Annotated in this window: 20 protein-coding genes; 11 read left to right on the plus strand and 9 right to left on the minus strand. The window is 62.1% G+C overall.

Going from position 1 to position 20558, the window contains the following annotated elements; translation table 11 throughout:
* Positions 1 to 44: 44 nt before the first annotated feature.
* The 4 genes from KTJ89_RS01560 (at position 45) to tpx (ending at position 4570) form a co-directional block, all read left to right on the plus strand.
* The gene (locus tag KTJ89_RS01560) at positions 45 to 563 is read left to right on the plus strand and encodes a DinB family protein (protein ID WP_259356693.1); all 519 of its coding nucleotides are present in this window, start codon (positions 45 to 47) and stop codon (positions 561 to 563) included.
* Between the two features lie 44 nt (positions 564 to 607).
* A complete protein-coding gene (locus KTJ89_RS01565; RefSeq protein ID WP_259356694.1) occupies positions 608 to 1615 on the plus strand; it encodes a DUF368 domain-containing protein in 1008 nt (335 codons plus the stop codon).
* Positions 1616 to 1730: 115 nt separating this feature from the next.
* The gene (locus tag KTJ89_RS01570; protein WP_259356695.1) at positions 1731 to 3929 is read left to right on the plus strand and encodes a bifunctional metallophosphatase/5'-nucleotidase; all 2199 of its coding nucleotides are present in this window, start codon (positions 1731 to 1733) and stop codon (positions 3927 to 3929) included.
* A 140-nt stretch (positions 3930 to 4069) separates the two neighbouring features.
* Positions 4070 to 4570 (plus strand): thiol peroxidase, encoded by a 501-nt coding sequence (tpx, locus tag KTJ89_RS01575; protein WP_259356696.1) that lies wholly within the window; start codon positions 4070 to 4072, stop codon positions 4568 to 4570.
* 147 nt (positions 4571 to 4717) lie between these two features.
* On the opposite strand, the gene KTJ89_RS01580 is transcribed toward tpx, so the two are convergent.
* Positions 4718 to 5434: a PIG-L deacetylase family protein gene (locus KTJ89_RS01580; protein ID WP_259356697.1), complete on the minus strand. Its 717-nt coding sequence runs from the start codon at positions 5432 to 5434 to the stop codon at positions 4718 to 4720.
* Positions 5435 to 5539: 105 nt separating this feature from the next.
* Here KTJ89_RS01580 and KTJ89_RS01585 point away from each other — a divergent pair, with 105 nt between their 5' ends.
* Positions 5540 to 6202 carry a hypothetical protein gene (locus tag KTJ89_RS01585; protein WP_218973595.1) on the plus strand — a complete coding sequence of 221 codons (663 nt, stop codon included), beginning with the start codon at positions 5540 to 5542 and terminating at the stop codon, positions 6200 to 6202.
* On the opposite strand, the gene KTJ89_RS01590 is transcribed toward KTJ89_RS01585, so the two are convergent.
* From KTJ89_RS01590 to KTJ89_RS01610, 5 genes are all read right to left on the minus strand, one after another.
* The gene (locus KTJ89_RS01590; RefSeq protein ID WP_259356698.1) at positions 6172 to 7407 is read right to left on the minus strand and encodes an NAD(P)-binding domain-containing protein; all 1236 of its coding nucleotides are present in this window, start codon (positions 7405 to 7407) and stop codon (positions 6172 to 6174) included. The genes KTJ89_RS01585 and KTJ89_RS01590 overlap by 31 nt on opposite strands.
* 90 nt (positions 7408 to 7497) lie before the next feature.
* Positions 7498 to 8052 (minus strand): hypothetical protein, encoded by a 555-nt coding sequence (locus KTJ89_RS01595; protein WP_180345513.1) that lies wholly within the window; start codon positions 8050 to 8052, stop codon positions 7498 to 7500.
* A 302-nt stretch (positions 8053 to 8354) separates the two neighbouring features.
* The gene (locus KTJ89_RS01600; protein WP_259356699.1) at positions 8355 to 8996 is read right to left on the minus strand and encodes a hypothetical protein; all 642 of its coding nucleotides are present in this window, start codon (positions 8994 to 8996) and stop codon (positions 8355 to 8357) included.
* A gap of 159 nt (positions 8997 to 9155) precedes the next feature.
* The gene (locus KTJ89_RS01605; protein ID WP_374990244.1) at positions 9156 to 9749 is read right to left on the minus strand and encodes an HhH-GPD-type base excision DNA repair protein; all 594 of its coding nucleotides are present in this window, start codon (positions 9747 to 9749) and stop codon (positions 9156 to 9158) included.
* 271 nt (positions 9750 to 10020) lie between these two features.
* Entirely contained in the window at positions 10021 to 10338 is a 318-nt protein-coding gene (locus tag KTJ89_RS01610) for an immunity protein CdiI family protein (RefSeq protein ID WP_259356700.1), read from the minus strand.
* A gap of 1741 nt (positions 10339 to 12079) precedes the next feature.
* On the opposite strand from KTJ89_RS01610, the gene KTJ89_RS01615 reads away from it, so the two are divergent.
* From KTJ89_RS01615 to KTJ89_RS01640, 6 genes are all read left to right on the plus strand, one after another.
* Positions 12080 to 12463, plus strand: coding sequence for a YchJ family protein (locus KTJ89_RS01615; RefSeq protein ID WP_229663899.1), 384 nt, complete (start codon positions 12080 to 12082; stop codon positions 12461 to 12463).
* Positions 12464 to 12658: 195 nt separating this feature from the next.
* Positions 12659 to 13138 (plus strand): DUF2087 domain-containing protein, encoded by a 480-nt coding sequence (locus tag KTJ89_RS01620; protein ID WP_259356701.1) that lies wholly within the window; start codon positions 12659 to 12661, stop codon positions 13136 to 13138.
* Between the two features lie 59 nt (positions 13139 to 13197).
* Entirely contained in the window at positions 13198 to 13701 is a 504-nt protein-coding gene (locus KTJ89_RS01625) for a phosphoribosyltransferase (RefSeq protein WP_025778180.1), read from the plus strand.
* A gap of 9 nt (positions 13702 to 13710) precedes the next feature.
* A complete protein-coding gene (locus KTJ89_RS01630) occupies positions 13711 to 15012 on the plus strand; it encodes a carboxylesterase family protein (protein ID WP_259356702.1) in 1302 nt (433 codons plus the stop codon).
* Between the two features lie 89 nt (positions 15013 to 15101).
* Positions 15102 to 16211, plus strand: coding sequence for a winged helix DNA-binding domain-containing protein (locus KTJ89_RS01635; RefSeq protein WP_139907594.1), 1110 nt, complete (start codon positions 15102 to 15104; stop codon positions 16209 to 16211).
* A gap of 35 nt (positions 16212 to 16246) precedes the next feature.
* Complete coding sequence (locus KTJ89_RS01640; RefSeq protein WP_259356703.1) at positions 16247 to 17296, plus strand: diacylglycerol/lipid kinase family protein; 1050 nt, start codon at positions 16247 to 16249, stop codon at positions 17294 to 17296.
* Here the strand turns inward: KTJ89_RS01640 and KTJ89_RS01645 are convergent.
* The 3 genes from KTJ89_RS01645 to pdxS are packed head-to-tail and all read right to left on the minus strand — an operon-like array spanning position 17279 to position 20350.
* Complete coding sequence (locus KTJ89_RS01645; protein ID WP_259356704.1) at positions 17279 to 18880, minus strand: helicase HerA-like domain-containing protein; 1602 nt, start codon at positions 18878 to 18880, stop codon at positions 17279 to 17281. The genes KTJ89_RS01640 and KTJ89_RS01645 overlap by 18 nt on opposite strands.
* Positions 18881 to 18890: 10 nt before the next feature.
* Positions 18891 to 19472 (minus strand): pyridoxal 5'-phosphate synthase glutaminase subunit PdxT, encoded by a 582-nt coding sequence (pdxT, locus tag KTJ89_RS01650; RefSeq protein WP_310650268.1) that lies wholly within the window; start codon positions 19470 to 19472, stop codon positions 18891 to 18893.
* Positions 19469 to 20350 carry a pyridoxal 5'-phosphate synthase lyase subunit PdxS gene (gene pdxS, locus KTJ89_RS01655; RefSeq protein WP_139466913.1) on the minus strand — a complete coding sequence of 294 codons (882 nt, stop codon included), beginning with the start codon at positions 20348 to 20350 and terminating at the stop codon, positions 19469 to 19471. The genes pdxT and pdxS overlap by 4 nt, the downstream gene beginning before the upstream one ends.
* Positions 20351 to 20558: the final 208 nt, after the last annotated feature.

The following is a 20558-nucleotide window of genomic DNA, read 5'->3' on the forward strand; positions in this document are numbered from 1 at the left end:
CTGGTTCGAACATCAGGCCGTCTGCATGATCAGAGAGGCTCAGCATGACCCTGCCATTGACCGATCCGAGCAACTCCCCGAACGAACGTCGTGGGCTCGAAGAATTCGTCGAGTACTTCCGACAGGTGGTCAGACGCAAGGTCGATGGGCTGACGCCCGAGCAGCTCGACCACACCGTGGCCTCATCGTCTCTGACGATCGGCGGCATCCTCCGGCATCTCACGCTCGTCGAGGAGAGCTGGTTCGTCGAAGTGCTGCAGGGCCGAGAGCTGGGGGAGCCATGGTCGAGCGTCGACTGGAACAGCGACCGTGATTGGGACTTCGAGTCTGCGTCAGGGATGACCGCGGACGAGCTCCTGGCGGACCACGAGCAGGCCTGTGAGAAGTCCCGTGAAATCCTCGCCGAGGTGGCCGACCTCGACACGCTCACCGAACGAGGAGACCGTGACGGAGAGAAGTTCAACGTCCGATGGATCCTCATCCATCTCATCGAAGAGTACGCTCGTCACGCAGGTCATGCGGACATCCTGCGCGAAGACATCGATGGTGAGATCGGCGACTGAGTCGCACCTCATCGGCGCCCGGTGGATCTAATAGGCTGGAAAGTATGACGAACACCCCGCCGACCGCTGCCGCCGCTGCGCCGAAGAGATTCAAAGCACTCCTCCCGCTCGACCTGATCCGGGGCTTTCTCATCGGCAGCGCGGAACTCGTCCCCGGGGTCTCCGGCGGAACCATCGCCTTGGTCACCGGCGTCTACGACCAGCTCATCGACTCCGCATCTCACGTCGTTTCGGCCGCGAAGACCCTCGTGACAGGACCGAACCGTGCCGCGGGGGCTCTGGCGGAACTGCGGCGCACCGACTGGTTCCTCGTCATTCCGGTGCTGTTGGGCATGGCCGCGGCAGTGTTCACCATCGCCGGTGTCATGGAAGGCTTCGTCACCAGCAACCCCGAACTCTCCCGGGGTCTGTTCTTCGGTCTTGTCGCCGCCAGCATCGCGGTGCCGTTGAGGATGTTGCCGGCCCGCTCCTCACGGCAGCCCGTGCTCCTCGGCGTTCTGGCGTTCATCCTCGCCGCCGCTCTCGCGTTCTGGATGACGAGTCTGGCAGGTGGGGCAGACGTGGAGAATCCACCGCTCATCGCCGTCTTCTTCGTCGCCTCTATCGCCATCTGCGCTCTCGTCGTGCCCGGAGTGTCCGGATCGTTCTTCCTGCTGGCAGTGGGTATGTACTCGACCACTCTGCGGGCCGTCGACTCCCGCGATTTCGGGTACCTCGGAATCTTCATGCTCGGCGCGATCCTCGGCCTGGCGGTCTTCGTCAACATTCTCAAATACTTCCTGCACAACCACCGGTGGTGGACCCTCATCGTCATGGCAGGACTGATGTTCGGTTCCCTCCGCGCGCTCTGGCCGTGGCAGTCATCTGCAGAGGTGGGCGCCGACGGCGAAGAACACGGAGCGGGCGGCCTGCTGGCCCCCGTCGACCCGGTACTCGGTCCGATCCTGCTTGCGGTCCTCGGCGCGGCCGTCGTCGTCATCCTCATCATCGTCGAGGCTAAATCTGCGTCTGCGAAGGATGAGGCTGATAGAGCCGATTCCACCACAGCGTGAACGCAAGAGAGTTTGTGCAAATTTCTCTCAAGATCCATTCAGAAAACGATCAGCGCCCACTAGGGTAAGAGAGTTGGATCACTTTCATCCTCTCTGACCAGTTCTCTGGAGACTCATGCGTCTGCGCACCCTGACCTCGTTCACACTCGCCCTCGCTCTCATCGTCACCGGTCCCGCGGCCGCCTCCGCGACCGGACTCGGCAGTGCCGATGCCCCCGCCGACTCTCAGGCGGCGACAACCGGAGAACTGACCCTGTTGGCGACGACTGATGTTCACGGCAACGTACTCAACTGGGACTACTTCGCGAACAAGCCCTACCCGGCAGGGGAGGAGCTGGGCATGTCCCGAGCCTCGACTCTCATCAAGGGAGTGCGTGAGGACAAAGGTGCCGATTCCGTGCTCCTCGTCGACAACGGTGACACGATCCAAGGCAATCCCTTGGCCTACTACTTCGCCAAACAGGAACCGATCACGACGAGCGGCCAAACCCACCCACTGGCCAAGACCTTTAACCACCTGGGATACGACGCACAGGTCGTCGGCAACCACGAATTCAACTACGGCCTCGACCTGCTGGCCACCTACCGCGACCAGATCGACTTTCCGCTGCTCGGAGCCAATGTCATCGACGATGCCGACGGACAGACCCATTTGGACCCGTACGCGATGGTCGACAAGCAGGTCGATGGTGAGACGATCACCGTCGGCGTTCTCGGCGTGACCACACCCGGCAGCCGTATCTGGGACAAGAACAACCTGTCCGGGAAGGTGCACTTCGACGATCCGGTCGAGACGGCACAGAAGTACGTCCCCGAGATGAAACAGAAGGGCGCAGACGTCATCGTCGTACTGTCCCACTCTGGCAAAGATCCGAAGGGACAGAGCTGGGATCCGGACCAGCTGCAGGAGAACGTCAGCACCTCGGTAGCGAAAGTGCCCGGAGTTGATGTCCTCGTCGCCGGCCATACTCATCAGAACGAACCCAGTCAGGTCGTGAACCGTGACGACGGCACCCAGGTGCTCATCACCCAACCGAACTATTGGGCGCGATCGGTATCCGAGGTGGGACTGCCGATCAACCTTGACACCCACCACGTCGACTGGGGCGAGGCAGCGCCGCACGCAGACGCTCTTGCCACCCAGGGGGAGGTCGCTGAGGACCAGGAGATCAAAGACCTTGTCGATGAGCAGCACCAGACCACGATCGACTACGTGAACACGAAGATCGGATCGGTCACCGAAACACTGTCGGCGAAGACCTCCTACTATGAAGACACGGCCATCCTCGACTTCATCTCCCACGTCCAAACCGAGACGGTTGAAGAAGGACTGAAGGGAACGGACTATGCCGATCTTCCCGTGATCTCGCAGGCATCACCCTTCAGCCGCACCGCAGAGTTCCCCGCCGGCGACATCACGATCCGAGATGTGGCCGGACTCTACGTCTACGACAACACTCTTGCCGGAGTCGAGATCAATGGCGCTCAGCTGCGCGACTACCTCGAATACTCGGCACGCTATTTCAAACAGACCGAGGAAGGCGCCGAATTCGACCCGATCGACGGCACGAACGCGATCGACGAAGTCTCGGAATCTCCGATCCCGGACTACAACTACGATGCTCTGGCCGGAATCGACTACGACATCAATGTCTCCAAACCGACCGGGAAGAGGATCGAAAACCTCACGCAGGCTGACGGCAGCGAAATCGGAGACGATGACCGGTTCATCCTCGCCATCAACAACTATCGTCAGTCCGGTGGCGGCGGCTACCCGGTCGACGGACTCAAAGAGGTCTACAACGAACAGGTCGAGGTTCGTCAGGCACTCATCGACTGGGCCGAGGAGAAGCAGATCGTCGACCCCGCCGATTTCTTCGACGAGAACTGGAAAGTCGTCACCAGCAGCCGTGCACCCGGCGGAGACGATGACGATTCCGGCTACAGCGAGGATTCCGACAGCTCCGGCGAAGCCACTGCCGAGGCAGGCTCGAAGGCGTCCGCTGGAGCCGAGTCCGATGCCGGTGGGTCCTCCGACGGCGCGGGTTCCGGGAGCTCCGGAAGCGCTGACGGGGAGGACAATGCCGGAGAAGCAACATCCGAGAACGACGGCTCGACGAACAGTGCATCGGACGGCAATTCTGACGGCGGCGACGCCGACGGCCGTGAAGCTGACGGTTCGGCAACCGGTGCAGGTGGCGGGGCCGACCTGCCGCGGACAGGCCTCGAGCTTGCCACAAGCATCGGCATCGCTGCTGCGATCATCGCACTCGGTTCGGCACTCGTGGTCATCTCACGTCGCCGTCGTCGCTGAGCGGCTGTCGGCCATCTGTGGGAATCAGCGGTCCGAGAGGCGGTCGAATGACCGGTCTGCATTCACCAGGTTCCCCTCGGCGCCGTCTCACGTAGAGTGAGAGTGACAGCAGTCAGCTCTGAAGAAGGAGAGAGTCAAGCATGGCCAACACAGCATTTCAGGGATCCCCGGTCAAGACCGTCGGCGAACTGCCCGCAACGGGCGAACAGGCCCCGGCATTCAGCCTCGTCGGCGGCGACCTCGGTGATGTGAACTCACAGGACACCTCGGGCAAGCGCGTCGTGCTCAACATCTTCCCCAGCCTCGATACGGGAGTGTGCGCCGCCTCGGTGCGCAAATTCAACGAACTCGCCTCCGGGCTGGAGAACACCACCGTTCTCTGCGTGTCCAACGACCTTCCATTCGCTCAGGCCCGTTTCTGCGGCGCCGAAGGCATCGAAAACGTCGTGACGGCGTCGGGATTCCGCAGCTCCTTCGGCAAGGATTTCGGTGTGACCATGGTCGACGGTCCGCTCGCCGGTCTGCTCGCTCGGTCTGTCGTCGTCCTCGACGAGAAGGGCACCGTGACGTATACGCAGCTCGTTGACGAGATCACCACCGAACCCGACTACGATTCGGCAATCGCAGCTCTGGGAGCCTGATCCCCTCCCGCGGGTCGAAGGTTCGACTGGCAAAGTACGAACCGGGTGGGACGCACACGCGTCCCACCCGGTTGTTCTGTATCAGCAGCGTGCCGGCCGAAGTGGTTCGGAACGCCGGCTGCTGACGAGGAGCAATCGGCGAAGTGCTCACATATCGACGACGGTGATCGGCAGGGCATAGTCGACGCCGGCGAGTTCTCCACCGCTCGTGGTGATGCCGGGGATCATATCCTTCGGCGCCGGATGATCGCTGAGGGCGTCCAAATAGACTTTGTGCGCCTCAAGCGATCGCACACCACGGTCGACGTGCGCAGCAGTGAGCGCCACTGCGTGAGTGGGCTGGGCACCATTGATGAGCAGCCGATCGGCCTTCCACGCTTCCAGTCCCGCATCCTTGAGATCGGTGAAGACCCAGGGATTGTCCGCATCGCGAATAGCATCGACGGTGGCAACGCCGGCATGGCGATGGTCGACATGATTGAGCCCCCACTGCACTTGGAGGTCGAAGGTCGTCACGACAACCGCATTCGGGCGGAACTCGCGGATCTTCCGTGCGATTGCCCGACGCAACTCGTGCGTGGGTTCCAGCAGACCATCCGGGAAGTCGAGGATCTCCAGATCGTCGACGCCGACGATATTGCACGCGCGACGCTGTTCCTCGGCGCGCAGCGGTGCCACTTCCTCCGGGCTCATGTCCCGGATTCCTGCTTCTCCTCGGGTGAGCAGAAGATAGGCGACTTCTTTGCCCTCATCGGTCCATTTCGACACGGCTGCCGAACCCCCGTATTCCATATCGTCAGGATGGGCGACCACGCAGAGCACACGGTTGATATCGGAGTCATCGAAAAGCGGGATCTCAGTCATGAGTCCAGGCTAAGCGGCAGTTGACGCTTGCGCCAGAGATCGGGGACGACCAGATGATTGGGTACGATGTGGAGGACCCCACCGATCGAGTGAAGGCAGACAATGATGAACAGACCACTCGTAGCGGTGACGCTGGCCCTGGGCCTGACTCTCAGCGGATGTTCGGCGTTCAAGGTCAGCAGCTCCGAAGATGCGGGATCCAAACCGGCGAATGTGGGAATCGGCGACGGACAGTCGCCTTCGCCGACCGCAACCGGCCCGACGATTCCCGACGGGATGAGTGAGACCACTGTCGACCTGGGCGGACAATGTCCCGTCGAAGTCAGTTTGGCCTTGGGCGCCGACTGGGCAGATGGGTCCGGCTACGACGGCTATCGGCTCTACGAAGCTGATTCTGGCGCGATCATCACTGTCAACTGCATTGATGACGACGAGTCGTCACCTCAAGAATTGGTGGACAAGGCGCGGGAGAGGATGTTCAGCACGTCGGGATCGTCCATGACCAGTGAGGCCACCGGATCACTCAGCGGTGGAGAGTACTGGGTCTTCCACGGCACCTTGGCACCCGATGACATGCGAGCTGTCGACAAAGAGGACTCCGTGATGTTCGGTGCAGTTGCCGGAATATCTGTCGACGGTCGACTCTTCAAGGTCAGCGTCGACATGCTTGCGCAAGCCGATGACACAGAGGCTCAAGACCAGTTCCGACAGATGCTGCCGACGGTTCGCTTTGGCGATCAGGTGCTCAAAGCCCCAGACCTGCGCTGAGGCTGCCGACTGCCAGACATGCGTTTGAGCATTTCTCGAGCCGCTATCCTCCCGGCCCTGGTCGCGCCGACCGTGGAACTGGCTGATCCGTAGCCGACGAGGAACAGCCGTGGATCGTCTTTGACCGCGACCTCAGTTTCCATGGAGATTCCGCCATCAGGTGTGCGCAGGCGCAGCGGTGCAAGGTGTTTGAGTGCTGCTCGGAACCCGGTGTTCCAGAAGATCACGTCGACCTCTTCGACACGGGGTTCGTCGAACGGCGCCCATGATTCGGGCACCGCCAGGTAGTCGCTGGCCGAAGGACCCAAGCCTTCCGACGTGGTCGGAAGCTCGGTGTCGCCGAGTCCGGGGAAGTGGACGCCGTGGGGAAGGATGCGGTCGAACATGCCTCGAGACACCAGAACTCCCGAGTCGATTCCTTCCCGGAACTCTCTGCGGATCGGCAGGCCAGTCGTGCGGACGACGCTGGCTGGGGCCAGACCGGACAGAGTTCGTTCGCGAACGGCTCGTTCGACCTCAAGTCCCCATTGGCCGTCGAATTCCCTGGACGTGAAGTTCGGGGGACGGCGTGTGGCCCAAAGAGTGTCGGTCACTTCGGCGAGTTCGAGGAGAAACTGCGTGGCGGAGATTCCGCCGCCGACCACGAGCGTGCGCAGTCCCCGGAAGTCTTCGACGTCACGGAAGTTCACGGTATGCAGCTGGTGGCCCTCGAACTCCGCGATGCCGGGGACGAAGGGGACGTAAGGCTGGGTCCACGTGCCGGTTGCGTTGATGAGGTAGTCGCTGGAGAGCGTCACGTGTTCACCGTCGACGGTGGCTGTGATGGTGAATCGTCCCTGTCCGGGTTCTTCGGACCGGACGGTGTCCACTTCAGCCGGCCGGATGACGCAGAGTTCGAGTTCGCGTTCGAACCGGGAGTAGTAGTCGGACACGACCTCGGAGGCAGGGACGTTCGGGTCGGGACGTCCGAGAGGAAACCCAGGCAGGTCGGAGATGTGGTTGGTGGTGCCCAGTGTCAATGAGTCCCACCGTTCTCGCCAGGCACCACCGGGGCCGTCTCCGGCATCGAGGATGATGAAGTCTTTGCCCGGTGCGAGGCCGTCGCGCCACAGGTAATGTGCTGCGGACAGTCCGGCTTGGCCCGCGCCGATGATGACGATAGGCCAATGAGAGTCGATCAGGAGCTCGTTGATTCGGCACACCATGGGGCCATTGTTTCAGGTTTCTCTCGTCACGGGTTCACTGATCATGGCCGGGCGATGGGCCGAGCCTTTCCGACTGAGAATGTCACGGCGTCATCGGGCAGATTGGGCACAGTCCGGCCCGCGGGGATTCGAATAGCAGTCTTCGTCGACAAGGTAGCGGTGGTAGCGGTAGACCTCAATGCCGATGTCGTTGCTGGCGACGTGAGCGAATCCGTCGATAGGGAGCCAGGGTCCGCCGTCGACCGAGAATTCTCCGCTGAATGTCGCAGTCATCGATGCCGACACGTTGCCGGATTCTTGGTATTCGTGTCCGATCTGGGGTGTGCCGCCGGGCAGGGGCTTCGCCCCCTTCGCAGTAGTGGTCGTGCCCGAGCCGTCTCCGAAGTCCCAATTGAAGCGCTCTGGGGTGACTTTGACCTTTACTGCGTAGGTCAGCAGGGTCATGTCGATATAGCTGACGTCGATGTCCGTCCAGAAGGCCGCCGGTTTGCCGACGACAGCCCAATCCTTCGGCCAGGCATAGATTGTGGGAGCCGGTATGTCGAAATTCTGGAACTGCGATTCGGGGATATGTGTCGGGGGATCGGGGCGCGCAGGAGTGCCGCCGCCACCGCCCCCTCCGCCACCGGGGCCGGGTTCACTCACGCACAGATAGCCGACGTCTTCAGTCGGGCAGTCAGGCTGACCGCCGCCTCCGCCGGCGGCACCACCTCCGCCACCGGATCCACCGCCGCCGTTGCCGCCTCCACCAGAGCCGCCACCTCCGGAGCCCCCGCCGCCGTCAGATCCCCCTCCGCCCGGAGGCGGTTGGGGAACCGGGGGTTTTACAACACTGCACTCGCGCTCTTGGAGTGAGTTGCAAGCGGGTCCGCTGTCAGCAGGTGCAGGTTGAGCTAGGAGCGTACAGGCGGATATTACAAACAAACTCACGACAAACAGGTGCAAACTTACTCGCACTTCTTGCTCCAGAGTTCCTGGTTGGATATCTTCCATTTGCCACTGTGCTTGCTGGCTGTTTGTAGGATCGTAAGACTCGTCTTCGGCTGGTTCGGCATCGAATCGCCATTGTCGACGACAGCGTGTTTTGAGTCGTGTGAACAGAAGAGAATTTTGACCGTGTGTTTGTCTGGCGAGTTCGAATTTATGCCAACATCCGGAACTCGAATGTTGTAGTAGTCGTACTCTCCCGCCATATACTGGCTGTCTCTTTCTAGATCGCTGGCGCTCTGGCGCAGTGATTCCAGAGAATCGGCGGCGGCGTAATTCTCAATATCGTTTAAGTCTTTCCCGCCTGAAGAAAATACCCGGTTGATTGTGTCGATGTATCCGACGAACGCAACCAGCGCGCCCTCGACGGCCTTCTTTTCCTCTTTGTCGAGGTCGAGGTCGGTTTCGTAGTCGGGGATGGCCACCTCGGCGGGGCTTTCGGTCGAGCCTCCGTCGGGCTGCTGTGCGGGCAGGGTCGACGTCGGCGCGGCTACCGGCGAGTTGTCGGCACAGCCGACGACCGCGACCAAACTCAGCGCGGAGAAAACGGCGACGAATATTTGGGCAGGTCGACGATTCGGTCGGGACGATCCAGTTCTCATTCCACGCCTCTGTGGTCTGCAACTGCGGCGCGACCCCGCTGGCCGACGCCCGGATTCCCTACATTATTCGACAGGCACGCTTTTTAGAACAGACGAAGTCGAATCTGTGGATAACTCACGCCCGAGTGTGTGGGAGCACCGACCTTTCGGCGACTGCGGTTATTTGTTCGCGGCCTTCGCCGCCTTGGCCGCGGCCTTCTGCTGCTTCTTGAAGGCACGCACCTCTTGCAGAGTGACGTCATCGACGACGTCGGCGATCGAACGGCGGGCGTCCGCGTCACCGTAGTCGCCGGCAGCCTCCTGCCAGCCTTCGGCTTGGAGTGCGAACTGCTTGCCGAGCAGTGCCAGGAAGATCTTGGCCTTCTGATCACCGAATCCGGGCAGCTTCTTGAGCCGTTTGAGGACCTCGGCACCGCTGGGATCTCCATCAGTCCAGATCGCCTCGGGGTTTCCGTCGTACTCGTCGACAATGGCCGCGGCCAGCTTCTGCACCCGGCCAGCCATAGACTTCGGGAACCGGTGAACCGCGGGAGTCTGGGCGAAGATGTCGAGGAAATCGTCCGGGTTCATCTCAGCGATCTCGTCGATATCGAGCTTGCCGAGCCGGTCGGCCAGCTTGGCCGGCCCAGCGAAGGCGCTCTCCATAGTCACCTGCTGGTCGAGCAGCATCCCGACAAGCAGAGCGAAGCGGTCTTCGGCCAAGAGTGCATCGGCTGCTGGGTCTGTCGACAGGTAGACGGATTTGATAGTCATACGTCCGATCTTGCCGTAGTCGGTCTTCAGACGCCAGGGAGCGAGGTCACGATGGCAGCGAGAGAGAGGATGAGTTGCCTCGTTGCTGGCATCTGCGAGCTGCACGGCTCAGCTCTCTACTTCTCCCGCAGAGCAGGGCCTCGAATCCGCCTGAGGCCGTCCGCGATGACACCCAGCTCTGTTTGGCCGGGAATCGTCCATGTTTCGGCCTAGCCATTGTTGGTTTACGAGCCAGGTTTCTGCTGTTGAGGGGCGGCTTGGGGCTCCGGAGCTATAGCGAGTCTGAGAGCCGTTCGTCCAAGATGGTGGCTTTTCCAATGAGCTCGTCGGTCAGTTCGCTAATGAGCCGATCGCCTTCCTGAGCAAACCAAAGCCGGTTCTCTTCAGAATCCCAGCCGGATTCAGGGTAGTCGACAACCGGATTGAAGTGATCCTCCCAGAAGTCCATGTACTCGTGAAGCCCGCTTGCAAGCTCTTCAGAAATTGGGAGGTCTGAAGTCTTCACGACAATGTCATAAGTGTCGTGGCTCCAGAGTGGTTCCTTCCGTCCCCAATCAGGAAAGAAGCGGATTTCGATTCCGGTCTTCATGGTGTGCGCCTGTGTACTCTAGTTGGGAATGCCAAGATTCTCCGTAAGGGTTGTGGGTTTGCGATCTTGTGGTTGAGCAGCATCCCGGCAGGCAGTGCGAAGGGGTTTTCGGCCAAGAGTTCATCGGCCTTCGGATCTCCAGACAGGAAACAGTGAAGTTATGACTCCATCTTCGCACGCCACGCAAAGGGAGCCCTCGACGGTGAGAGAGGTTGGGTCTGGTGGAAACGTTCACTGACAGCTCTTTGGGCGCAACTAGGAAACCGACGAGACTGGCTATTCAGGAGCTTCTGAAGCAACAGGAAAACATCACCTAGGTTCTCTTCGCCGATGACCGATTGGGGAGCAAAGCGACCGATCTTGAACGTGTGCTGGATCCATAGTTCACCGAATATCAGGTTTCGGCTCGAATGCTGCCCCGACATAGCCCTGCGCACAGGCAGGACGATTCTCCGAAAAGGTGCGTGCCAGTTTCTCAGCCACGGACACAGAGCAACGTGCAGCGCGTATGGGCAGGCGAGTGAAGCGGTCTTCAGGGCGGGTAAGGCATGCCCAAGACACACGGAGATCTGAGGGCGACAAAGACGACTCTGCGAACGCGCTAGATGAAGCGAACCCTGAGTTGTCTGGCAGCTGAGGAGCCTGCTCAAGCACATGCAAAGCGTCAGAATCAACGCATGAGGGCTGCAGCTCGTGGTCGAACTGAGGGGGTAATCGAATGAGAAGTTGAACAACGCCTGACGGCCAAATGCCCGCGGCTGAACGACGGTCCCAAAGATCCGTGCCTGCCACAGTGAGGCGGGAACTTCCTTCCTTCAAAGGAAGGTGCCTTGCGCGTAAGTGTGAGCTGTGCCACACTGTAGATACCACTCCTCTAGTTAACGGAATCCCCAGTGTCGAATGCGCACCCGTTCAGGGCAACACCGGTTGGCTTTGTGGTCATAGCATGAGCTTAGACGATCAGTCCAATAGCTCCAGCCAACTCTGCTGAGGCAGATCGTGCAAAGGGAGAACAACTTCAGGGTGCCATGCTGGAAGCCAAGAAGGACGGAATACCTATCGAGGGAAATGTCTCTGTAGACGACCTGCTGAAGAGATAGCGGAAGGCGGGGTAGAACCGTGTGCTGGTGACGGATGTTCTACGTAGTTCGTTGCTGTTCGGGCGGGCGGAAAGAGTAACTGCAAAGGTGAGAGGAAGAATAATTGATTCCTAAATCGATAGGCTGGAAAATCGCATACCTCGCACTGCTTGCGGTCAGTCTTCTAGTCGTTGCTTTCTGCGTCTTCGTTTGGTTCTGGGCAGGAACTACCGGGAGTGGGTGGAAGAGCGCGTATGCAACTGCGGTTTTCGTTACTGTCGTCTCAGTGCCTATCGTGATTTCGCCGCTCTTGTGGTCGCTGGGTATCTTCTTGTTCAAGTCTTTCAAGAAACGAGAAGCAGATAGGTTTCGTTCTGAATCGTTTGCCCACTAAGCGCGAAGATCAATACTGACGGCATAGCGACGAGATCCCGATAGTGGAATACGTCCCATGCCTTGCGAAGTCTGCACATTCGACTTCGGGACAACCTGCGGTGATCGGGGCACGGGTATATGGAAGTTCACTCTGTCACACCATTGCGCGTGTCAGAAGTTGGTGGCTGAGTCCCGAAGAGCTGAGGGATCTCCAGACAGGAACAGTGAAGTCATGACTCCATCTTCGCACGCCGCCTACGGCTGTCCACTGCCGATATCATCGACTGATGATCTGCCCCTGCTCCGGAATGCCTCCCGGCACCGCCTACGACGACTGCTGCCGCCCCGCCCTCGACGGTGAATCCTGGCCCACCACCGCCGAGGCGCTGATGCGCTCCCGCTACACCGCCTTCGTCCGCGGCAACGAAGACCACCTCTTCCGCACCTGGCATGCCAAGACCCGACCCGACGATGTCGGCGTCGATGACGCCACCACGTGGCTCGGCCTCGAAATCGTGTCCACCACGGGCGGGGGATTCGACGATGTCACCGGCACCGTGCACTTCCGTGCGCGATTCCGGGACCACCTCGGCGATCATGTCCTCGAAGAGAACTCCTCCTTCGTCCGCCGTGCCGGGCGGTGGATGTACCTCGAAGCGCTCGAGAGCTGACAACCGGCAACGGCTTCGAACGCCGACCACTGTGTCTATACTGGTGTTCGGCGCATCCAACGCCCAGCCGAGGTCGTGTTCCCAGCACACCGACCGCATGGCGAAGGGGAGAGAATCCTCGGACGAAACCGGCACGGTGATTTCCTGACCAGGTTTCGTGCTGGGGGAGACTTGGTCGTTTGAGGAAGTGACACCATGACCAAGGACAAGGATTTCAAGAAGCTCGTTCGCACGCGGATGACCGAAACCGGTGAGAACTACACCACGGCCCGCACCGCGCTGGTCGCCGCGAACCAGGGTTCAGGATCCAACAGTGATTCCCGCAGCGAATCCGTCATCGCCCCGGAGATCGCACGGTTTCGGGCGAAGACACTGAAAACGTTCATGCCGGACGGCCACATCATCGCCATTCCGACGAAACGACGCGCCCTCGTGCTCGTCCTCATCGAAGTCCTCGCCGCCCTCGACCCGGACCAGGTCTACGCCGAGAAACGACTCAACGGCATCCTCGGGGATTTCCATCCGGACTTCGCCCTGCTGCGTCGCGAACTCATCGACTACCGCCTGCTCGAACGCAATGCCCACACGGGGGAGTACTGGGTCAACCCGAACCCGCCGACCCATACCGGTTCGCAGGCGCAGGAGATAGCCGGACTCGAGGTATTTCTGCGCTGAACCGGCGACAGCGTATCCTTGAAGCTCGAACCATAAAAGGGCAGACACAAGGAGCATCCATGGCCTATCACGCCGATTCGACCGATCTCGACGAAAAAGAGATTCTCAGCTGGGACATGTTCGGCCGATCGGCGCGTGAGATGGCGCAGACCATCGCGGATTCCGACTACGATCCCGAGATCGTCATCGCCGTAGCCCGCGGTGGACTGCTGCCCGCCGGAGCACTCGCCTACGCGCTCGGACTCAAGCTTTCCGACGCCATCAACGTCGAGTTCTACACCGACGTCCACGAGACCCTGCCCGACCCCATCCTGCTCGCCCCGATGCTCGACATCGAAGCGATCAAGGGCAAGAAGCTGCTCGTCGTAGATGACGTCGCCGACTCCGGCCGCACCCTCGCCCTCGTCCTCGAACTGCTGCGCAAACACGGTGCGGAAGCCCAGTCGGCCGTCATCTACGCGAAGTCCGCATCGATCATCGACCCGGACTTCGTGTGGAAGCGCACCGATCAGTGGATCGTCTTCCCCTGGTCGGCCGAACCCCCGGTCGAACCCAGCAAGTAAGCTGACCAAATGGAGGAGACACGGGACATCGCCGCCCCGTGCGGACGCGTGCGCGCCTACGTCAACGACGACGTGATCCGCGCACGGGGCATCCGCTACGCCCGTGCAGGTCGTTTCCTCCCTCCCGTCGATGAACCTCCGGTGGACTTCATCGACGGCGGTCGACCGGGCCCGGCAAGCCCGCAGCTGCGCCGCGACCCGAATGCCGGAATGACCTTCGACCAGCTCGGCGGGCTGCCCATCAGCGAAGACTGTCTGCGCGTGAGCGTGACTATGCCGAAGGACACCATCACCGAGGCGGGGCTTCCCGTCCTCGTCTGGATCCACGGCGGAGCCTACGTCGCCGGGGCCGGGGACGCGGAGATCTACGATCCGCACGCCCTGGCCGCCGAACAGAACATCATCGTCGTCTCCGTGACCTACCGCCTCGGCGTCCTCGGATACCTCGGAACCGGGCGCGACGAACATCTCAACCTCGGAGTGCTCGACCAGATCTCCGCCTTGCGCTGGGTGCAGACGAACATCTCCGCCTTCGGCGGCAACCCGGACAACGTCACGATCGCCGGGCAAAGCGCCGGGGCAGACGCCTGCGCCCACCTCATGATCGCCGAAGGCACCGAAGGACTCTTCCATCGTGTGCTCATGGCCTCAGCACCCCTGGGGCTCGCCGGCGGCACCGACGCAATGAACTGGGCAATGGGGAAAGTCGCTGCGAAGATCGACCCTGAAGCCGGCGTCGACGACATCCTCCGAGCGCAGGAGGAAGTGCACAAGGCCGCCCTCGTCGGGGGTCTGCATGCCGGAATGTGCTTCGGAGTACGCTACGGCCAGTACCCTTTGCCATCACGAGCGAAAGCAGCCGAAGCCTGGGCCGCGGTCGCCCCGAAATTCGACGTGCTCATGACCCGCACGGAACGGGAGATTGCGTTCTTCGCCGGTTTCGTTCCCGCACTGCGTCGCCTCCACGACCGCACCCTGACCTCCCCGATGCTTGAATCCCTCATCTCCGGAATCACGTCGGCGGTCTATACCCGGGCCGGACGGGAATTCTACGACCGCCACCGGATGTCCGGCGGTCAAGGAGCCCGCCTGCTCATCGTCTCCCGTGGCGACGGCAGCTTCTTCGACGCTGCCCACTCCGGAGATCTGCCGCTGATCTTCCCCGGCGAGATCTGGCACGATTCCTTCCTCGACTACGGTGCGACCACCGATATCGCCGGTCCCGAGCTGCGCCGGACCTGGGGCGAATTCGCCTCATCGGGCGCACTGCCGCGGGTGCGAGTGCCCGGACTCATCGACATCATGGGCTGAACGATTCAACTGCACGATCGCCGTCTGCGAACCCAGCTCTGTCGTCTTTTCACAACCGCCATGTCACCGGCGTGCACTACCGTTGGACCATGGACGCACATCAGATCTCGGCAGCCCGTCTGATCTCGCAGGGACTCATCGGACCTCCACCCGAGTCACCGACAGGAACCGACCTCTCAACCGCCGGCGCAGTCGTCGAGCATCTCGGCTGTGTCCAAGCCCAAGCTCTCGGCGGTGCACTGGTCTCCATCGCCCTGCGCCTAGGACCGGATGTCACTGACGGTGTGGCCGCGGTCCGTGCCGCCATCGATGGCGGAGAGATCGTGCGTTCCTGGACCCAGCGCGGCACCATCCATCTGACCACGGCCAAGGACATCGGGTGGATCCTCGGCCTCACCGGGGCACGGATCATGAAATCCACGGCCAAACGGCGCGAGTATTTCGGCATCACCGACGCGATGCTCGATACTGCAGCGGAACTCGCCACAGCAGCCATCCGGGACCGGGGACCGCTGACGCGCGAAGAGCTGCTCGAAGCGTTCGCTCCCATCGGTGCCGGAGACGAATACGGCCACGCCCGTTACCTCATCACGTCCCTGGCGCTGCAGAACATCATCGTCCAAGCCCCCGTGATCGAGGGCAAAGATGACATGAAATACGTGCTCACCGCCGATTGGGTGCCCACACCTACAGAGCTGGACACCGAGGCGGCCGACCACGAATGGATGAGACGCTTCGTCACCAGTCACGGACCGGTCACAGTCGATGACGCGACACGGTGGACGGGACTGCCGAAGACGAGAATGAGAAAGGCCATCCGCGCCGGAATCGATGCCGGAGAGATCGTGAGCACCGACATCGACGGCACCGACTACGTTCACGCACCGGATCTGGAGGACCGACTGGCCGAATGGGAGACGGCGGCGCAGGAGACCATGCTGCTGCCGGGATTCGACGAGATCATCCTCGGGTACAAGGACCGCAGCGCCACACTCGACCCTGCGAATGAGAGACTCGTTGTGCCCGGAGGCAACGGAATGTTCAAGAACACGGTGGTGACCGGCACCCGCGCACGCGCGACCTGGAAACGATCACCCCGCAAGACCGGTCCGCGAGTCCGCGTCGACACCTTCCCAGGGGAGAAGGTTGACCTCGAGGCCGTCGAATCGGTGAGTGCAACCCACCCGGCCTTCGTCTGAGCACGCAGAGACGACCGACGGTGGACGATCGCCATATGCCACTCGAACAGGTGTCCGGCCGGGTGGATGAGGACGACCGCCCGGCATCGCCGGCGGGCCGAACTGCCGTCGGGATCATCCTCAATCCCAAACACCCGGCGACCCTGCGGGCGTATGCCGAGCTCGTGCCGGAACTGCGCAATACCGGCGCGCACTACCGAAGCATGACCACCAGCGTCGACCGTTCCGGTCGTTGGCAAGCCGAACAGCTCGTCAAATGGGGCGCTGACATCGTCATCATCCTCGGTGGCGACGGCACCATCCGAGCGACAGCGCCGGTACTCGCCGAGGCGGACATCCTGACGTTCCTCGTCCCGACCGGGACCGCGAACGTGCTCAGCCGCCATATGGGCCTCCGATCCTCCCGGCACGCCATTGACCATTGCAAGCGCACGATCGCCTCGATCATCCGTGACGGCTATCCGCCGAACCTCCGGGACGTTTCGATCAATACTGCGGAGTTCCGGACGGTGGACGGCGCTCGACATCGCACCGAGTTCATCAGTCTCGCAGGAATCGGGGGAGGCGCCCGGGCCGTCGCCCACCACCATGCCTCGCTCGGGCTGCTCGGCTACGCCTGGGGAGCCGCGCAGGCCCTCTTCGCCGCAGATTTCACCGCGAGCACGGGAGACACAGCGAGCATTAGGGACGCCGCAAGAGCGGAAGACACCGCAAGCACAGGGGAAGGAACCGACTCGGGGCCGGTGTGGTCGGTGATGGCGTCGAAGGTCGCCCGTCCTGCCGGTCCCATCGCCGTGTTCCCCGAAGCGCGCATTGATGCTCCGACCTTCTCCATGCTCACCGTCGGCCCGTTCCCGCACTCACCCATGGCCCGGTGCCGAGCCTGGGCAGGAATCGCCGCGGCATGCCTGCAGGGCAGACCGGAGGCCCACCCGCTCATGAACTATCGCCGTACGACCGAGGTGACGGTCACCGTCGAGTCACCGGTACCGGCACAACTCGACGGCGACCTCATCGGCGACTGCCTGGAGCTGCGGGTGAACGCCGGTGAGAAGACACTGCGGGTATCAGCGCCGGCGTCGTGAGGTACCGAAGATTCCGCGTGCGATCTCGCGTGCCGCGGTCCTTGTGAACTGCTTGAACGCCGAGGACTTCACGACCTGGGAAAACAGGTTCTCGTCGTCCTTCTTCGCCGACTTCTTCCCAGAACCGCCTGACTCCTCCGGGAAGTCGATCTTGTCCGCTGAAGCGTCGCGACCCTGACTCTCAGCGGGCGCATCGGCAGGAGCTGACTTCTGTTCCTCGGCGTGAGCTTCTGACCCGCCTTCGAGGCGCTTGGTGAGGATCTCGCGGGCAGATTCGTTGTCGATCGCGGTCCCGTACTTCTCATGCTGGGGCGACTCCGCCACAGCCGCTTTGATCTCGTCCTCGCTCATCGGCCCCATCTTCGACTCCGGGGCTCGCATTCGCGTCGGTGCCACCGGGGTCGGAGCACCATCGGGGTCCATGACGGTGACCACGGCTTCGCCGATGCCGAGCGAGGTGAGCAGCTCTTCGAGGTCGTAGTCGGACTTCGGGAAGGTCTGCACGGTCGCTTTGAGCGCCTTCGCGTCGTTGGGTGTATGTGCCCGCAGCTGGTGCTGAATGCGCGAACCCAACTGTGCGAGCACATCTTCGGGAACATCCTTCGGCGTCTGAGTGACGAAGAAGATGCCGACGCCCTTCGAGCGGATGAGCCGCACGGTCTGCGTCACCGACTGGAGGAAGGCCTTCGACGCGCCGGCGAAGAGCAGGTGGGCTTCGTCGAAGAAGAACACAAGCGAGGGCTTGTCCGGGTCGCCGACCTCCGGCAGGTCCTGGAACAGGTCGGCCAGCAGCCACATGAGGAACGTGGAGAACAAGGCCGGCGACTGACTGAGTTTCTGCAGTTCGAGCACCGAGACGATTCCGGCACCGTTGTCGTCGGTGCGCAGCAGATCAGCGGTGTCGAATTCCGGTTCGCCGAAGAACACGTCGCCGCCTTGGGCCGCGAGTTCGGAGATCTTGCGCAGGATGACGCCGACGGTGGCCTTCGACGCCCCGCCGATGCCTTCGAGATCGGCCTTTCCCTCGTCGGAGGTGAGGAAGGTGAGGACGGCCTTGAGGTCGGAGAGGTCGAGCAGCGCCAACCCTGCCTGATCGGCATAGTGGAAGACCAGAGAGAGGACGGATTCTTGAGTGTCGTTGAGTTCGAGCACCTTTGCCAGCAGAATCGGCCCGAACGAGGTCACCGTCGCTCGCAGGGGAGTGCCGAGCCCCGAATCACCGAGAGTGTAGAACTCGGTCGGATTGGACCGCGACTGCCAGTCCTGACCGGCGGCATCGAGGCGCTTGCGCAGCTTGTCGGATTCGACGCCGGCAGCGCCGATGCCCGAGAGATCGCCCTTGATGTCCGAAGCGAACACCGGCACTCCGGCCCGTGACAGCTGCTCGGCGAGCACCTGCAGGGTCACGGTCTTACCGGTTCCCGTGGCACCGGCGACGAGGCCGTGCCGATTGAGCATTGACAACGGGATGGAGATCGGGGTCTCCTTCGAGGGTTCTTCACCGTTCAGGGCGACCCCAAGATCGAGTGTCTCGCCGTCGAAGATGTATCCGTCTTTGAGTGTCTGCAACGCCTGCTCAGTCATGAGTCAATCTTTACACAGCGGCACCGAGGTGGTGGAGGAATTCTGCGTGGATTCGTCCGTCGGTGCCCAATTCCGGGTGGAAGCTGGCACCCCAGACCGAGCCCTGCCGGACGAGGACGGGCACGTCGTCGTGACGGGAGAGCACCTCGGTGTCGGGCCCGAGCTCGAGGATCTGCGGGGCACGAATGAATGTGCCCTCGACCGGTTCGTCCAGTCCGCGTACGGTCAGCGGGGCGGTGAAGGACTCGCGCTGTCGACCGTAGGCGTTGCGGGCAACGGTGATATCGAGCCCGCCGAGGCGGTCATACCCACCCAGCGAATCGTCGCTGAGCCGGTCGGCCAGGAGAATGAGTCCGGCACAGGTGCCGAAGACCGGCAGACCGCCGGCCATGTGTTCGCGCAGAGTCGCGAAGAGATCCGTGCCGGCGGCGATGCGCACCATGGCAGTGGACTCACCGCCGGGCAGAATGAGCGCATCGAGGCCCGTAAGGTGTTCGGACCTGGTGACTTTGAGGGTGTCGACCCCCAGGGAGCCGAGCATGAGCAGGTGCTCACGGAAGGCTCCCTGGAGGGCGAGGACGCCGACTCTCACCAGCCGCGCTCGGCCAGGCGGTGCGGTGCGGGTACGTCGGCGACGTTGATGCCGACCATCGCATCGCCGAGTCCGCGGGATGCCTCGGCCACGGCCTGCGGGTCATCGAAGTGCGTGGTCGCCTCGACGATGGCTTTCGCACGGGCCTCCGGGTTGCCGGACTTGAAGATGCCGGAGCCGACGAAGACGCCGTCGGCACCGAGCTGCATCATCATCGCTGCGTCTGCCGGGGTGGCGATGCCGCCGGCGACGAAGGTCACGACGGGCAGACGGCCGAGGCTGGCGACCTGCTTGACCAGGTGGTACGGGGCGGCGATCTCCTTGGCCGCGACGTAGAGCTCGTCTTCGCTCTTCGCTCCCAGTGCACGGATCTCGGAGTTGATGGTCCGCAGGTGGCGCATCGCCTCGGAGACGTCGCCGGTTCCTGCCTCGCCTTTCGAGCGGATCATCGATGCGCCCTCTTGGATACGGCGCAGAGCCTCACCGAGGTTGGTCGCACCACAGACGAACGGCACCTTGAAGACGGACTTGTCGATGTGGTTGACGTAGTCGGCGGGGGAGAGGACCTCCGATTCGTCGATGTAGTCGACACCGAGGGTCTCGAGGATCTGGGCCTCGACGAAATGGCCGATGCGGGCCTTGGCCATCACCGGGATAGACACGGCGCTGATGATCGAGTCGATGAGGTCGGGGTCGCTCATCCGGGCGACTCCACCCTGTGCGCGGATGTCGGCAGGGACGCGTTCGAGGGCCATGACTGCGGAAGCGCCGGCCGCCTCGGCGATGCGTGCCTGCTCTTCGTTGACGACGTCCATGATGACGCCGCCCTTGAGCATCTGAGCCAGTCCGGTGTTGAGCAGGGTCTGTGTTTCGGTCATTGTGGTGTAGATCCATTCACTGTCGCGGAGTCGATCCGGGTCGCCACGGGGAACAGAACAGAGGGATCTCTGTCTGCTGCCGGAGGTCGGAGGGATCGTGGTTCTTCGGGGTGAACGGCCGTTCTCGACCAGCCTAAACCGATGAGTGGCTCATTGAGAGAGCCAGTAATATGCAAGTATTTTAGGCCAGATAAACGTGATCGCTCTA

The organism is Brevibacterium sediminis (assembly GCF_024895295.1).
Classification (GTDB): domain Bacteria; phylum Actinomycetota; class Actinomycetes; order Actinomycetales; family Brevibacteriaceae; genus Brevibacterium; species Brevibacterium sediminis.

Bases quoted from the DNA above. Each gene is read 5' to 3' on its own strand.
- KTJ89_RS01620 (WP_259356701.1), top strand. From the start codon at position 12,659: ATGACCAAGGACAAGGATTTCAAGAAGCTCGTTCGCACGCGGATGACC.
- KTJ89_RS01645 (WP_259356704.1), bottom strand. From the start codon at position 18,880: ATGACTGAGCAGGCGTTGCAGACACTCAAAGACGGATACATCTTCGAC.
- KTJ89_RS01605 (WP_374990244.1), bottom strand. From the start codon at position 9,749: ATGACTATCAAATCCGTCTACCTGTCGACAGACCCAGCAGCCGATGCA.
- pdxS (WP_139466913.1), bottom strand. From the start codon at position 20,350: ATGACCGAAACACAGACCCTGCTCAACACCGGACTGGCTCAGATGCTC.
- KTJ89_RS01635 (WP_139907594.1), top strand. From the start codon at position 15,102: ATGGACGCACATCAGATCTCGGCAGCCCGTCTGATCTCGCAGGGACTC.
- KTJ89_RS01640 (WP_259356703.1), top strand. From the start codon at position 16,247: ATGCCACTCGAACAGGTGTCCGGCCGGGTGGATGAGGACGACCGCCCG.
- KTJ89_RS01610 (WP_259356700.1), bottom strand. From the start codon at position 10,338: ATGAAGACCGGAATCGAAATCCGCTTCTTTCCTGATTGGGGACGGAAG.
- KTJ89_RS01625 (WP_025778180.1), top strand. From the start codon at position 13,198: ATGGCCTATCACGCCGATTCGACCGATCTCGACGAAAAAGAGATTCTC.
- KTJ89_RS01615 (WP_229663899.1), top strand. From the start codon at position 12,080: ATGATCTGCCCCTGCTCCGGAATGCCTCCCGGCACCGCCTACGACGAC.
- KTJ89_RS01570 (WP_259356695.1), top strand. From the start codon at position 1,731: ATGCGTCTGCGCACCCTGACCTCGTTCACACTCGCCCTCGCTCTCATC.
- tpx (WP_259356696.1), top strand. From the start codon at position 4,070: ATGGCCAACACAGCATTTCAGGGATCCCCGGTCAAGACCGTCGGCGAA.
- KTJ89_RS01585 (WP_218973595.1), top strand. From the start codon at position 5,540: ATGAACAGACCACTCGTAGCGGTGACGCTGGCCCTGGGCCTGACTCTC.
- KTJ89_RS01580 (WP_259356697.1), bottom strand. From the start codon at position 5,434: ATGACTGAGATCCCGCTTTTCGATGACTCCGATATCAACCGTGTGCTC.
- KTJ89_RS01600 (WP_259356699.1), bottom strand. From the start codon at position 8,996: ATGAGAACTGGATCGTCCCGACCGAATCGTCGACCTGCCCAAATATTC.
- KTJ89_RS01590 (WP_259356698.1), bottom strand. From the start codon at position 7,407: ATGGTGTGCCGAATCAACGAGCTCCTGATCGACTCTCATTGGCCTATC.
- KTJ89_RS01565 (WP_259356694.1), top strand. From the start codon at position 608: ATGACGAACACCCCGCCGACCGCTGCCGCCGCTGCGCCGAAGAGATTC.
- KTJ89_RS01560 (WP_259356693.1), top strand. From the start codon at position 45: ATGACCCTGCCATTGACCGATCCGAGCAACTCCCCGAACGAACGTCGT.
- KTJ89_RS01630 (WP_259356702.1), top strand. From the start codon at position 13,711: ATGGAGGAGACACGGGACATCGCCGCCCCGTGCGGACGCGTGCGCGCC.